This is a genomic window from Baaleninema simplex PCC 7105, from assembly GCF_000332355.1.
GTDB classification, from domain to species: domain Bacteria; phylum Cyanobacteriota; class Cyanobacteriia; order Cyanobacteriales; family Geitlerinemataceae; genus Baaleninema; species Baaleninema simplex.
The window spans coordinates 307276-320924 of sequence record NZ_KB235959.1 but is presented as its reverse complement, the minus strand read 5'-3'; the positions used below and the strand labels follow the sequence as shown (position 1 = coordinate 320924).

The window sequence follows — 13649 nt, the reverse complement described above, 5'->3', positions numbered from 1 at the left end:
CGATGGCGAACCCCCCAACATCGAAGTGTTGGGGGGTTCGTTAGTGGGGGTTACGAACTGTCTGTTTCTAGAACTCTATTTCGAGCGATCGCATTTCTCGATCGTCTCGAAAACCGCAGAAAAGTCGAAAGTCTCATCGTCGGTAACGGGAACTGCGATCGCCGCCACCAAACCTTCATCGAGAGTTGGCGAAACCCCTTACCGGACGCCGTAGTAATCCAAAGTGTACTGAATCGCAGCCAAACGTCGCGCTTGGTCGTAGCGCAACCACGCCCAGTTATTGCGGAAACCGGAGGCTTCCAAACGTCCCGTTGCGGGATTGATGTAACTGTACGCCCGCGCCTCTAGAATGGCGTCCATTCCCGTAAACCCGCGAGCTTTTAGCTGTTGCAAGTTGGCTAAGTAATGTTGCGCTGCGAGGGGGGCTTGGTTGGCTAAGTCGATTCCGGCGATTAACTCGATCGCCGACAAATTCATGCCGTTATCTTGGGCGTAATTCTGTAAGGCGGCAGTGAATTGATAGAGTCGTTGCAGTTGTAGGAAATCGGCTTCTTCGGGCGTTCGCGCCCCATGTTGGAAACTGAAGGTTCCCATGTTGCGCTTGCCGTTTCCGGGGTCGGTGTGACCCCAGTAAGCGGAGGTTTTGCCGCCGTCAACCGTGCGGGTTCCCTCTGCCATCCCCAGAGCGATGGTTCCGGGGGTGTTGGAGTTGGCGAACAGTTGCGCGATTAAATCGGGGGTGGCGACGGGGGAGTTCAGCGGTTGCGCGTTGGGATCGCGATCGATCTCGGCGTTGGCGATCGAACCCTTAGAATCGATGGCGATCGGTGCCAGTCCGCCCCCTTTCACCATCGTTTTGTACAGCAACACTGCCACGTCCGCCCGAGTTGCGGCAAAGTTGGGATAGAGTGCTGGATTTTCGGGATCGGGGACGATGATTTCATGTGCGATCGCCGCTAAAACCCGCTCTCGAGCATCGTCGGGGACGCGATCGAGATCTCGCAGTTCCAACTTGCTCTTTTCTTTCTGTTCTGGCGTCAGCGACAGTCCCAAGTTATCCGCCAACGCCACCACGACTTCTAAACGCGAGGCGACAGCTTCGGGTTTGTCTGCCTCCTCGTTCACTTTCCCCAACAAAGTTTTGCCGAACTGCGCCAAACGAACTGATGGCTTTTCCTCTTTGGCTTCGTCCGTCTCCTCTACCGCGTTCCCGTTCATTTCATTACGGGCTTCCACACTTTTTTCGAGCCACTTATGAAACTCGGCTTCTGTCAAGGGTGAATCTGGATTAAATTTCCCATCTTCAGCAGCGGGAATAATGCCTTGTCTGGCTAAGGCTTCGATATAGGGACGTTCCCAGCGATCGCCCAAATCCGCAAACTCCACCGCTTCCTGAAGTTCGGGAATTTCGATATTGTTCCCCAAAACCGGCGCCGGACCGTCAGCCGACTCGGGCGCACAGACGAAAATACTATCGGCTCGTCCGGTTTGCGCTGGCGTTAACTCGACGATCTGGCAGTTATCGGGCAGTTGAATGGCAACTTCCGGTCTTTCGGGTGCTGTCGCGCTGGGAGAAGCCGCCGCAAAAGCCAAGAGTGCAAGGGGGGAAAGATTCATATCCTACAAGTATCCTGTTCTTGGATATCGGTTCATTGTATCACTCTTCAGTAATATAGATGCTCTATCGGGAAAGATGCCCCGCGATCGCATCTTGGAAGAGTTCGGTCGAGCGTTCGGTCGCATTCCTCGATCGACAATTAAACTAGAAGTATCCGACCGCTTGCAACCCAATGACGGTTCCCGAGTTCGCACGTTAAATTATTAACATCAATTTACAGTTTACGGTAAACTCACCCAACACTACTGCTTTGGAGGCGACGCCAAACTCACGATGAAACGCAAATCCACATCTGCATTTAACTACACTCTACTCGCCCTGATCGGCGGCGTGTTCGTTCTCGGCGTAGGGGTCGGGATTGCGTTTAGTTCCACCACCAACGTTAACGCCCAGAACGTCGCCTCGCGCGAGTTTCTCGATCGCAGCGCCCCCAACCCGGAAGTCTGCGTCCAGTACGGCGCCAGCGCGATGGTCGTCGAAAGCCGCGCCTACGTCACCCTCAACCCCTTCAACGTCTACATGGCGCAGCCGAGTATGGAACCTGGATGTGTCGTCCGCAGTAACAACTGGTCAGTTCTCGAACGCATGAAAGCTGTAACCTCTGAAGAGGTGCGCGACTGTAAAAACCGCCTGAACACCTTTGGCTTTACCGGAGATCTCAACAACAATCCCAGAGTGCAGTGTATCTATCAAAACAACAGCGACGACAACCGCTTCCTCGTCGAACCCGGTGCTGGCGTCAACAACCCAGCCCCCGAATCCGAACGGTTCTAGCCGCTTAAACTCGAGGCGTTGGGGAACTTTCGCAACGGCTTCAACGCCTCACCCCCCGAACTGACCGGGGATTTTTCCCCGTTGCCCAAAAAAAGTTCGTCAGGGGGTGTACGAGAAAAAATTCTGTGCTACAATAGTTATCCTGAAAGCCTGGAGAGGTGGCTGAGTGGTTGAAAGCGGCAGATTGCTAATCTGTTGTACGGATCGTAAGGCCGTACCGAGGGTTCGAATCCCTCTCTCTCCGTTTTAAAACGAAGCCCCGGTTTCCTCAAGAAGCTGGGGCTTTTTACAGCGAACAGTCGTAGGGTGCGTGACTTGAAAAATCCGGTGTAAATCCTGAGACCGAGCGCTCGTCACGCACCGCCAATGTACACCGCCAACATACAAGGGAGCGTAACTCGAACAATAGGGTGTCGATCGTGAGACCGATCGTTCTGTCACGCACCGCCCCAACTAGGTTTCAAGAAGTCTTCACCACATCCCCCCTTAGCCCCCATCCCCCCTTAGCCCCCCTTTGAAAGGGGGGTTGGGGGGAGGTGGTTGGGGGGATGGTTGGGGGGATGGTTGGGGGGATAGAGAGGGGCTTGTCAGGTTGGACAAAACCAGTGTTTGAGTCCTCGACTCCGCTCGGACTCAACGCTGAGCGGAGTCGAAGCGTTGAAATTCGGATTCCGTATCATCCCCTCACCTCAACTTTCTTGGCTCAATTCCCGCATGGCTTGGGCGACTTGTTGGGACACGAACGGTAACAGCTTCTCGTTGCGACTTTGTTCGGGACCTTCGGTAAACACTACCAATACGTAAGGTCGGGCGTCCGACAACTCGATATACGCCGCATCGTGACGAACGCGACTCATCAACCCTGCTTTCGACCAAACCCCCGTATCCAAGGATAATCCGTTCCCGAGAAAGCCCGTAACTTGGTTCTCCGGGTCGGCGGCTAAGTCCGTCGGGTCGAGGCTGCGTTTCATTAACGCCATCATCTGCTGCGACGCTTGGGAAGAAACTGCAACACCGCCAATAATACTGTGTAGCAGTCGAGCGGTGGCGTTCGTCGTCAGCATATTGCGATTTTCCATCATCGTGCCGAGAAACGCCCGTTCTCGACCGTAAGCTCCGTCACACCAGGTTTTCTGGTTGACGTTAATCGTTTCGAGTTCCGGCCATCCTAACGCGTGAAAATAGCGGTTGACGAGGTTCCGCTGCATTTTCCAGGTTTCAAAGGGCCCGGCGGGAAGTTCCGGCCCGCTGGTGGTTCCGGTGAGAACGTCAACGACTAAACTGGTGGCGTCGTTACTCGAATCGACGATCGCGTCGCGAACGGCGCGATCGAGTTCGGGAGAGGGTTGAAGCATCCCTTTTTCTAACCATTCGTAGACCGCCACTAGATAGAATAGTTTGACGACGCTTGCCGGATAGATGCGTTCGACTCCGCGATAATGAAAGCCTCGGGGTTGGTACTTCCAAAATTCGGTTGCGCTGAGGGCGCCTCCCGTGTTGACGGCGATTGGAGGGTCGTAGGGAATCCAGGTTAAGGCGATCTGATTTTCCGATAGCTCCGGAAAGGTATCCCAGGTCGCTTGTAAAATGCGATCGCCGTACTCTTGAAGTCGGTCGTCTTTTCTAAAAAACGTCATCGTCAAATGTCCAGTCAGTATTGAAAGTCACTATCGAAATGGTCGAATTGAATCGAGTCGCTGAATATTGCAGCCTAGCAGCGATCGACCTCTACGATTCCCCCCGCTGTGAAGCGTTGGCCACTCAAGCGGCGACAGGGCGACACCTGCGAATTGTATCACTGCCGTCTGAGAAGACTCCTTCTGCGTTCGTGCGCCTGTGCGAAGACGATTACCCAGGATGGATAAAGCTGGAGGCGGTACGCCACCTCGAACCTGTGGAAACCTCTTATTCTCCCCTCGATCTCAGTCAAGCGGAAATTCGAGCGGCGATTCCCCAAGTTATCGAGTTTACACATCGCGCGATGGCGGAACACGAGTTTTATTTGTGGGGAGGAACGGTCGGTCCGAATTACGATTGTTCGGGGTTGATACAGGCGGCATTTGCTTCGGTGGGGATTTGGTTGCCTCGGGATGCTTATTTACAGGAAGCTTTTGCCGAAGCGATTTCGATCGAGGCGTTGCAAGCTGGGGATTTGGTGTTTTTCGGAACGCCTCAGAAAACGAACCACGTGGGGCTGTATTTGGGAAAAAATCGATATATTCACAGTTCTGGACGGGAATTCGGACGTAACGGGATCGGTATCGACGAGTTATCACCCCACGGTGGCGAGGTCGCCCGCAATTATTTTCGGATTTTACGGGGAGCCGGACGGATTACCCACAGCTACCAACCGGGAGAGTTACTGACATTGCAGCCAAATTTTAAATTGCGATCGCGTTAGGCTTTTTATTGCGATCGCAACTGCATTTTTTAAGATTGCAATATTCGATGTTTTTGTGAAGGATTGCAAGTATATTAAGACGAGCGATCTTGCTAAAATCTACCTAAAATTTACCTAAAATTTACAAATTTACACTGTGTAGTCTCGAAATTTTAGGTAATTCATCGAGTATTTGTTTTCGGGCAATGCAGTTTCAAAACCAGGAAAACATGAAGCGATCGTAAGAAAAACAACTTCATGCAAAAAACGAGCTGATATTTATTTTTTCTAAAAATACAGGGCAGCCATGAAATACAGAATTACTCGTCCGAGTCTTCAGATTCGGAATTCTGTATCTCAGTTGGCTTGATATAAACCACTAACTCGCGATTCACAAAATACTGATGTCCTTCCTCGTCCTGAAAACAAAAATAAATTGGATCTTGCCACATTAAATTTCCAACGAGTCGCTCGCCGAGAGTCGTTTGCAACTCCAAACGAGTTTTGTTTTTAACGTACTCTTGAAAAAAGCGAATGCTCGGAAGGCTCGTATCGAGATCGATCGCCATGATTTACACTCCTGTAACATAATAGACACCAGAGACCCTAACGTATTCTACGATGGTGCGGACAGACGCGATCGCGGCAACCGGCCGGACAACACTTTGTGAGACTGCGCGATCGCGCCGACTTCATCAAGATTCGGAAAATCAGCGATCGCGTCCGTCCCTATCCCCATACCGTCAGCAACACCTCTGACTCACGATGGCTATCGAATTTACCAAATATCACGGTTTAGGCAACGATTTCATTCTCATCGACAACCGCCACCAATCGGGCCCCGTTTTGACCCCCCAAGACGCCGAGCGGCTGTGTCACCGCAATTTCGGTATCGGTGCTGACGGTGTAATTTTCGTACTTCCCGGCGTGGGGGATACCGACTACGCCATGCGGATTTTCAATTCTGACGGTTCCGAACCGGAAATGTGCGGGAACGGAATTCGCTGCTTCATGCAGTTCGTCGCCGAACTCGACGGCGATCGCGCCAAAGACATCTACCGCATCCATACCCTAGCAGGGGTCATCGCCCCCCAACGACAGACGGACGGACGGGTTAAAGTGGATATGGGTCTGCCGCGACTGCTCGCCGGGGAAATTCCCACGACCCTGGCCGCCGAGACTGACAAAGTCATCGATCGCCCTCTCGAAGTCGGCGATCGGACGTGGTCGGTTACGTGCGTGAGCATGGGCAACCCCCACTGTGTCGCATTTGTCGAAGACGCAGATGCCATCGATCTGGCGCGAATCGGACCGCAATTCGAGCGCCATCCGGAATTTCCCCAGCGAATTAATACGGAGTTTATCGAGGTTAAAGCGCCGAATACCGTAAAAATGCGGGTGTGGGAACGGGGGGCAGGTGCTACGCTGGCCTGTGGAACGGGTGCTTGTGCGTCCGTCGTGGCAGGGGTTCTCACCCAACGTTGCGATCGCAAAACCACAGTCGAACTTCCAGGCGGACCGCTAGAAATTGAGTGGTCGCAAGATAACGGGCGCGTTTACATGACAGGCGCTGCCGAGCGCGTGTTCTCCGGTTGCCTCGGGTAATTCAATCCCGTCGCAGACAGATGTTTAGCAATCTTTACAGCAACGCACAGAGGACAATCGATGGGTGGAGGCATTTATCTGATTCAGGACGACGAGCAGTTGGTCGAGATGTCAGAACAATCTTACGAATCCGAAGAACAACTGCAAGAACTTCTCGAAACCTATCCCAACCTACTGGCTGGGGATCAAATCGATACGGCTCTCCCCCGTCATTGGTTGCTGGTAAAGCGAGAAACCCCGATTCCCTCTGAAGAAGACGGAACCGCCCGTTGGTCGCTCGATCGCCTGTTTATCGATCAAAACGCGATTCCGACGCTGGTGGAAGTGCGACGGGTCGAAAACAGCCGCGTGCGCCAGGAAATTATCGGTCAAATGCTCGACTACGCCGCCAACGCCAGCATTTACTGGCCGGTGGATACTATCGTGTCGCAGTTTGAAACCAACTGTCGCGAACTCGGCCGCGATCCGGAACAGGTGTTTGAAGAATTTTTGGGAACGGAAGCCGACGAGGAACGGTTTTGGCAAAAGGTGAAAACTCACCTACAAGCTGGCAAACTACGCTTGGTCTTCGTTGCCGATGTCATCCCCTCGGAATTGCGGCGGGTCGTGGAATTCCTCAACGAACAAGTCGATCCGGCGGAAGTGCTGGCGATCGAACTCAAGCAATACACCGATCGCGAACCGGACAACCTGCGGATGCTCGTTCCCCGAGTTCTCGGACAAACAGCGGAAGCCCGCTTGAAAAAGTCCAGTGCGACGCGGGAACGGCGGCGTTGGGACGAAACTTCGTTTTTCCAAGAATTCGAGGCGCGTCGAGGGCGGGAAGAAGCTAAAATCGCCGGAAAAATCTACGAGTGGGCGAAAAATAAGACCCCACAGGTGGAGGTGCAATGGGGCAAAGGTGACAATTACGGTGGCTTCGTGGTGTCGTTGCCCAGTCGCCAGGGTCAGCCGGGACGAGATTTGTTTAACGTGGGGATTTGGGGCGGTTTGGAAATTTCCTCCCAAAGCTACGGTTCGCGATCGCCCTTCGACGACCCGGAAAAGTGGAACGAACTGCGATCGAAATTCAGTTCGATCGGGATGGCACTGCCGACGAATCCCACGGAAACCCGCTTTCCCAACCTCCGCTTATCGGCGATGCAAGACGAGTTGACGTTACAACAAGTCTTACAAACCTTCGCGTGGGTCGTTGAAGAAGTCTCGAAAACCCATAACAGTTAAAAACAGTCACCAGTGAAGACAGGGAACAGGGAACGGGGAACGGGGAACAGTTCATAGTTTCTCCCTTTCTCCCCCTCTCCCCCTCTCCCCCTCTCCCCTTCTCCCTTTCTCCCCCTCTCCCCTTCTCCCTTTCTCCCCCTCTCCCCCTCTCCCCCTCTCCCTAGGGCAATTCCTCTAAACGGGCGTTCAAGCCGTTTTCGTGCAGTTGCTGTAATACTCGTTCGGCGCGATCGCGATTGCGAAAGGCTCCGGCTTGCGTGAAACTACCGTCAGAGTGGCGCACGGTGAAGGCGTCGGGAACCACCAGGCGAACTAAACTGGCCTCGGTGCTGTTGCGCGGGACGACGAGAATGCGGTAGCGCAATCGGGCGGTGACTAAGTCGTCCGTGTATGCAGGCGGTGGTGGAGGTGCGCCGGGAACCCAGGAAATGACTTCGGTTGAGGGTAAGGGTAAATCCCCGCGATCGCCCAAAGGAGGACTCGAGTTCGGAACCGGAAGCGGCGGCAGCGTGCCGAGGGTTGCTTGGGGGATCGAGAAGGGGCGATCGACTCCCCGATAGGCAATTTGCGGTTTGTTGTTGAGGCGAGGGCGACTGCCAGCATCCAAGCGAAACGCCTGACGGCTGCCCCAGGTGACGACGGCAACGCCATCGGAGTTTTCCGTAGAACGCTGGGCGATCGTGGCGCGTTCGACTCGATTCTCCATCGCGTTCGAATCGTTCTGCATTACATTGTTCTGTAACACGGGTCGGCCGTTGGCCGTCACGGCAATGTCTCGTCCGCTGTTGCCCGAAAAGCGACTGTTGACGACCCAAGGGCTGCCAGATTCGACCCAAACGCCGTGACCTTCAGGATTGCTAACCGTGACGCCGTTGAGTCCCGCACCGTCGATCCCGACGATCGCCACTCGCTGCGTTCCCGAAGCGGTCGAGACTGTACCGCCGCCGAAGATGACGACTTGGCGTCCTCGTTCCTCGGGATTGCCGTACAGCGTCACCCCCGATTTCAGACGGATCGGAAAGATTTCGCCGGTTTGGGTGCTGTACGTGCCTCGGCTGAGTATAATTACGGTATTTGGCTGCGCGACGGCGAGGGCGCGGGTAATCGTGCCGAAAGGGGCTTCAGCACTGCCGGACTCGGTGCGATCGCTCCCCCGAACCGGATCGACATAAAGCAGTCGCGTTTGGGAAGGCTCGGTGGCGATCGCACCTCGGCGATCGAAGGGCGTTTCGAGCGACTGAGCGAGGGTCGAGGGGGCGAACGTCAACTCGCAAAGCAGAACCACCCCAACGGCGACACCCGTTCCGAGACGGTCGAACCGACCGATCGCTCGCAGGAGCGACAGGAGAAACCTAAACTGCATGGGCGAACTCCAAAATGTGAGGAAACCAACGTCGAACTCGCGACGTGCAGATGCTCCCGTTACGGCAGAACCCATCACCATCAATTTCTATGAACGTTCGCGAAATTCAAGATCCAAACGTTATCGAGGGAGAAGTGTTCGTGGAAGAACGAAACAACGCTAAACCCTTCGTTCCACCGGCCGTTTGCCGCATTTTAGACGCCAACCTCGATCGCGCGCGGGAAGGATTGAGAATTATCGAGGAATGGTGTCGCTTCGGTTTGAACGACGTTCGCTTGACGGAGACGTGCAAAGGGTTGCGCCAAGAACTGGCACGTTGGCACGATCCGACTCTCCGAGCGGCACGGAATACCCCAGACGACCCCGGAACGGAGCTGACCCATCCCCAGGAATCTCAACGCGCCAGTGTCGAACAGGTGTTGCAGGCGAACCTCTGTCGGGTTGAAGAGGCGCTGCGCGTCCTCGAGGAGTACGGAAAGCTTTATCGCCCGGACTTGGGGGCGGCGTGCAAACAAATGCGCTACCAAGTTTATACCCTAGAAAGTCGCTTTTTGGCGTACCGACGCCAGCAAGCACTCGAACAGTCTCGGTTATACTTCGTTACGACACCGTCTGGCAATTTGTTCGAGGTGGTCGAAGCAGCATTGCAAGGGGGGTTGTCTCTGGTGCAATATCGCGATAAAAACGCCGACGACGTAACCCGCTTGCAAAGGGCCCAGAAACTCAAGCAACTTTGCCATCGCTACGGGGCGTTGTTTTTAATGAACGATCGCGTGGATTTGGCGCTAGCCGTCGATGCGGACGGGGTACACTTGGGACAGAAAGACGTTCCGGTGGCTTTGGCGCGGCAGTTGTTGGGATCTCACCGCATTGTGGGGCGATCGACCACGAACCCGGAGGAAATGCGCCGCGCCCTCGATGAAGGGGTAGACTATATCGGCGTCGGCCCAGTATACGCGACGCCAGTGAAGCAGGGAAAAAAACCGACAGGTTTGGAATACGTGCGCTACGCTGCCGAACACTGTCCGATTCCCTGGTTCGCCATTGGCGGCATCGATATGAACAATATCGGGGATATCTTCACGGCTGGGGGCGATCGCGTGGCGATGGTGCGAGCGATCGCTGAGGCGGAACAACCTACCCTCGTTACGCAGTACTTTCTCTCTCAACTGGCTTGGGTCGAACGGATGCGAGAGATGAACGACGAGTAATTTTGTCGCTTTCAATGCAAGCTTGTTTTGTTTTCTTTAACTGTTTGAAGATCGAAAAAAACAGGATCGATATTCAAGAAGAAAATTTATTTCTTTAAAATAATTTTCCTTGAAATTAACGTCGATTCATTGTAAAATTTTAAATTTCAAAAGCTTTATCAAGAAAACGTTCTGGCTTTTTTATGACTATCAATCTCAAAGTCAACGGCGAATTAAAAACCTGTTCTGAAGGGCGATCGCTTCCCGATTTTTTAATACAAATTGGCTTGAACCCTCGCTTGATTGCAGTGGAATACAACGGCGAAATTCTACACCGTCAATATTGGGACTCAACACAACTCCAAGAAGGCGATCGCCTCGAAATCGTCACCATCGTTGGCGGTGGGGTGTCGTGACGCGGGCGAGAAAATAGCATCGACCATCGTTCCGATGGTCGTCTGGTGTCGCGCACCAAACTCAAACGCAGCAAGGGTTATAAGCTCGGGATTCCTCCCGACTCACTTGTAAAGCGTTAAGAAATGCAAAGACAATATTAAGAAATGCAACAAAAGTGACGTTTAGTTGTGATAGGATGATCCGCAGACACGTAGCGTAGAGGACTACTTCATGCCTTACACCGAAGAAGATGGCGGTCGTTTGAATAATTTCGCGGTAGAACCCAAGATGTACACCGCAGAGCCGCCAACCCAGAAAGAAAAACGGAATTACATTGTTTTTGGCGCTTTAGCTGCTGTACTCGTTGCAGGTGTCGTAGCGGTTGCGTTTGCCGCCTCTAACGTCAGCTAGGTTGTTTCAACAACTTTTTCACAACTAAATCGTTGCAAACTCTTTGCAAACTTTGAACAATAATAGCGACGCATTCCTCCACCTCGCATCAGCAGGTGGGGGTTAGGGCGGCGAATTGCCAACGAACCTATGTTAGAATTGCCCTATCCTGAGCGGTACGGCAAAGGGCGCAATGAGATTGCGAACCACCTGGAGGCACGACCTCTCAGCGAAAGGGAAACCCAACCTATAAGTCCTCTGAGTCGGTTCGTACACGTCGGACTCTAGGCGAAAGAAACTAACCAAAAGCCCCATAGTGGAAACAACTTGGGGGTGTTGCTGGGTAAAAGTTCCCAGAACACAGCGAGAATGCCGCCTGTCGCAAGGGCTAACGCCTTGTAATAAGACACCTCCGCCTCGCGAGACGCAGGTGGGGGAGCATTCATTCGGGCGAAACCCCTCGACTGGCGATCGGTTTAGGTTGGCAGGTGTGTTTCGTCCGGTTTCGGCTGTTGTGGCGCCGTGTATTTTGCGATCGCCAGCCACGCCCGTAACAGTTCGGCAACGCTACCCGCATAAGCAATACAGCCTCGGGGCGTCATGGGAGCGTCGCCGTCGAAGATTTCGCTGACATAGCCGACACCCGCAGTTTGGAGGTGGTGGGCGAAAGGAGACAAGAACGCCATCGCCTCGTTGACATCACCGTTCGCGCGCAGGTGGGCGATCGCGAAGGCTCCCATCCACCACGCCCAAACCGTACCTTGATGGTAGGCGAGATCTCGTTGGGCGGCGTCTCCACCGTATCGATTGCGGTAGTTCGGATCGTCTGGCGAAAGCGATCGCAAGCCGTGAGAAGTGAGTAACAGATGGCTGCAAGCTTCGACGAGGGCTTTTTGGCGATCGCCCGTCAGCGGACTCACCGGAAGTGACACCGCCAACAGTTGATTGGGGCGTAACGTCGCGTCGTCGCCATCGGGAGTATCGAGAACGTCGTAACAGTAACCGGTACTCGGATTCCAAAACCGTTGAAATCCCCAGTACGCCTGTTGTGCCAACTGTTCGTATTCAGATGTCGGCTTACCCAAGGCGGCGGCGAACTGTCCCATACTCAGCAGGGCATTATACCACAGAGCGTTCACTTCGATCGGTTTGCCCGCTCGAGGCGTCACCACCCATTCCCCAATTTTGGCATCCATCCAAGTCAGTTGGCTCTCGGGCGTGCCTTCAGCGATCAGTCCGTCAGTACGGTCGAGTTGAATGCCGTAGTCCGTTCCCCGACAATAGCAGGCGATCGCTTCTGCCAGAAGAGGAAAAATTTGCGCGAGAAAGTCGCGATCGCCCGTGGCTGCCAAATACAAGCGAACGGCCTCCACGTACCACAGCGTCGCGTCTACCGTATTGTACGCGGGGGAATACGGCGAATCGGACAGAGCGCGATCGCCCGAATAACGGCCTTCGTCGGGAAAGAAATTCGGCAACAACCCATTTTGGAAAAAGCGGGCGTAAGTTAACAAAATCGATTTCGCCGCATCCGGGCGTCCCGTCGCCAGAGTCAACCCCGGCAAACTCATCAGCGTCCAGCGTCCCCAATCCCCAAACCAAGGATATCCTGCCAAAACCGTCGTACCCAAGCTGCCGTCTTCGAGGGGACGACGTACGAGAAAGGCATCGGCAGAAAGGACGAGTTGTTGAATCCAGCCGGGGGAACCGTCGGTTTTCAAACCCGGCGTATCGTGCCAGGCTTGGAGTAACTGACGTTCGTAGCGGTAGCGTCGGGTGAGGGCAGCTTTCCCGTCGAGGCTGGGGTTCGCTTCGGTACTGACGACGACGGTGAGGGATTCGCCGAGTTCGAGGGCGACTTTGAGGGTGGCGGCGTGTAGGTGATCTTCGTAATCTCCGGTACGGCGGTATTGTTCGAGAGCGAGATCGAAGCCAGCATACCAGTTGTAGCGTTCGGTCATCGTCCCGCGATCGCACAGGAGATAGAAGGGTTGCGCGTCTTCTGAGGCGATGAGTTTGAGTCCGCGATCGCAAGGTTCGATTTGCCAGTCTTCCCCCACGACGCTGCCGTGGTGACTGCGGTAGTTGACGAGGGCTTTGACGGACAAATCGAGCGATCGACTGGCGCGATGGAGGGTATAGCAAACGTAAGTGGTATTTTCGCCCCGTTCCATCCAAATACGTTTTTCGAGTAGGGCTTCCCCACAAGCGAACGTCCAAACCGGCGTCGTCCCTTCGAGTCGAAAGCTTTCGATGTTGCGGTAGCCGTGGGGGGCAATAGTTCCGTCCGCCCAGCGGTTGGTGTAGAGGGAGTAAGATTTACCGTTGTACTGGGCGGTTTCGTCGAGTTTGGCCACCATCAACCGACGTTGGGCCGGAGGTGCGATCGCCGCGATGAGGATACCGTGGTAGTGTCGGGTGAGCAATCCGGCGACGGTTCCCGAAGCATAGCCGCCGATGCCGTTCGTGACGAGCCATTCTCGCTGTTGAACGGTGTCGAGTTCGCCGCAGATTTCCCGCCCGAAGTGAATGACCATGCCGATTGCGCTGAGGTTAGGTGTCTTTTGATTGTGACATGGTGAGGGGAATCCTTAGTGGTGCAGAAAAGTCTTGAAACCCTTGTTAGAAAAGATATCGCCGTATTTAAGGGTTGGTCGCAAAATCCCAGATCGGCATCTTGGTGCCGGAGATCCCCGGCATCTTGGAGAT

The 13649-nt window shown here is 54.2% G+C and carries 14 protein-coding genes and 1 tRNA gene; 9 read left to right on the top strand and 6 right to left on the bottom strand.

All coding sequences use genetic code 11. The features are described from left to right. Positions 1–25 precede the first annotated feature (25 nt). Positions 26–214 carry a hypothetical protein gene (locus tag GEI7105_RS37715; RefSeq protein WP_144053974.1) on the top strand — a complete coding sequence of 63 codons (189 nt, stop codon included), beginning with the start codon at positions 26–28 and terminating at the stop codon, positions 212–214. On the opposite strand, the gene GEI7105_RS0121300 is transcribed toward GEI7105_RS37715, so the two are convergent. Further along, the gene (locus GEI7105_RS0121300) at positions 199–1617 is read right to left on the bottom strand and encodes an S-layer homology domain-containing protein (protein ID WP_017662438.1); all 1419 of its coding nucleotides are present in this window, start codon (positions 1615–1617) and stop codon (positions 199–201) included. The genes GEI7105_RS37715 and GEI7105_RS0121300 overlap by 16 nt on opposite strands. Positions 1618–1891: 274 nt before the next feature. On the opposite strand from GEI7105_RS0121300, the gene GEI7105_RS0121290 reads away from it, so the two are divergent. Both GEI7105_RS0121290 and GEI7105_RS0121285 read left to right on the top strand, forming a co-directional pair. Then, entirely contained in the window at positions 1892–2392 is a 501-nt protein-coding gene (locus GEI7105_RS0121290; protein ID WP_017662436.1) for a DUF3172 domain-containing protein, read from the top strand. 152 nt (positions 2393–2544) lie between these two features. Beyond that, a tRNA-Ser gene (locus GEI7105_RS0121285) sits at positions 2545–2636 on the top strand. Positions 2637–3081: 445 nt separating this feature from the next. Here GEI7105_RS0121285 and GEI7105_RS0121280 read toward each other — a convergent pair. Then, complete coding sequence (locus GEI7105_RS0121280) at positions 3082–4029, bottom strand: serine hydrolase (RefSeq protein WP_017662435.1); 948 nt, start codon at positions 4027–4029, stop codon at positions 3082–3084. Positions 4030–4067: 38 nt separating this feature from the next. On the opposite strand from GEI7105_RS0121280, the gene GEI7105_RS0121275 reads away from it, so the two are divergent. Then, positions 4068–4793, top strand: coding sequence for a C40 family peptidase (locus GEI7105_RS0121275; RefSeq protein ID WP_017662434.1), 726 nt, complete (start codon positions 4068–4070; stop codon positions 4791–4793). 299 nt (positions 4794–5092) lie between these two features. Here the strand turns inward: GEI7105_RS0121275 and GEI7105_RS31755 are convergent, their stop codons facing one another. Both GEI7105_RS31755 and GEI7105_RS40580 read right to left on the bottom strand, forming a co-directional pair. Next, entirely contained in the window at positions 5093–5341 is a 249-nt protein-coding gene (locus GEI7105_RS31755) for an Hfq-related RNA-binding protein (protein ID WP_017662433.1), read from the bottom strand. 47 nt (positions 5342–5388) lie between these two features. Beyond that, positions 5389–5511 (bottom strand): hypothetical protein, encoded by a 123-nt coding sequence (locus GEI7105_RS40580; RefSeq protein ID WP_281167021.1) that lies wholly within the window; start codon positions 5509–5511, stop codon positions 5389–5391. Between the two features lie 26 nt (positions 5512–5537). Between GEI7105_RS40580 and dapF the strand changes: the two genes are divergently transcribed. Both dapF and GEI7105_RS0121260 read left to right on the top strand, forming a co-directional pair. After that, positions 5538–6377 (top strand): diaminopimelate epimerase, encoded by an 840-nt coding sequence (gene dapF, locus GEI7105_RS0121265; RefSeq protein WP_017662432.1) that lies wholly within the window; start codon positions 5538–5540, stop codon positions 6375–6377. Positions 6378–6437: 60 nt separating this feature from the next. Next, positions 6438–7601: a hypothetical protein gene (locus GEI7105_RS0121260; RefSeq protein WP_017662431.1), complete on the top strand. Its 1164-nt coding sequence runs from the start codon at positions 6438–6440 to the stop codon at positions 7599–7601. A gap of 160 nt (positions 7602–7761) precedes the next feature. On the opposite strand, the gene GEI7105_RS0121255 is transcribed toward GEI7105_RS0121260, so the two are convergent. Continuing rightward, complete coding sequence (locus GEI7105_RS0121255; RefSeq protein WP_218959084.1) at positions 7762–8964, bottom strand: DUF1565 domain-containing protein; 1203 nt, start codon at positions 8962–8964, stop codon at positions 7762–7764. Between the two features lie 89 nt (positions 8965–9053). On the opposite strand from GEI7105_RS0121255, the gene GEI7105_RS0121250 reads away from it, so the two are divergent. The 3 genes from GEI7105_RS0121250 to psb34 all read left to right on the top strand — a co-directional run bounded on the left by GEI7105_RS0121250 (position 9054) and on the right by psb34 (position 10961). Beyond that, positions 9054–10175 carry a thiamine phosphate synthase gene (locus GEI7105_RS0121250; protein ID WP_017662429.1) on the top strand — a complete coding sequence of 374 codons (1122 nt, stop codon included), beginning with the start codon at positions 9054–9056 and terminating at the stop codon, positions 10173–10175. Between the two features lie 182 nt (positions 10176–10357). Continuing rightward, positions 10358–10570 carry a sulfur carrier protein ThiS gene (gene thiS / locus GEI7105_RS0121245; protein WP_017662428.1) on the top strand — a complete coding sequence of 71 codons (213 nt, stop codon included), beginning with the start codon at positions 10358–10360 and terminating at the stop codon, positions 10568–10570. 211 nt (positions 10571–10781) lie between these two features. Next, positions 10782–10961, top strand: coding sequence for a photosystem II assembly protein Psb34 (psb34, locus tag GEI7105_RS31750; protein WP_035493658.1), 180 nt, complete (start codon positions 10782–10784; stop codon positions 10959–10961). Between the two features lie 455 nt (positions 10962–11416). Here psb34 and GEI7105_RS0121235 read toward each other — a convergent pair whose 3' ends face one another. Then, positions 11417–13477 (bottom strand): amylo-alpha-1,6-glucosidase, encoded by a 2061-nt coding sequence (locus GEI7105_RS0121235; protein WP_017662426.1) that lies wholly within the window; start codon positions 13475–13477, stop codon positions 11417–11419. Positions 13478–13649: the final 172 nt, after the last annotated feature.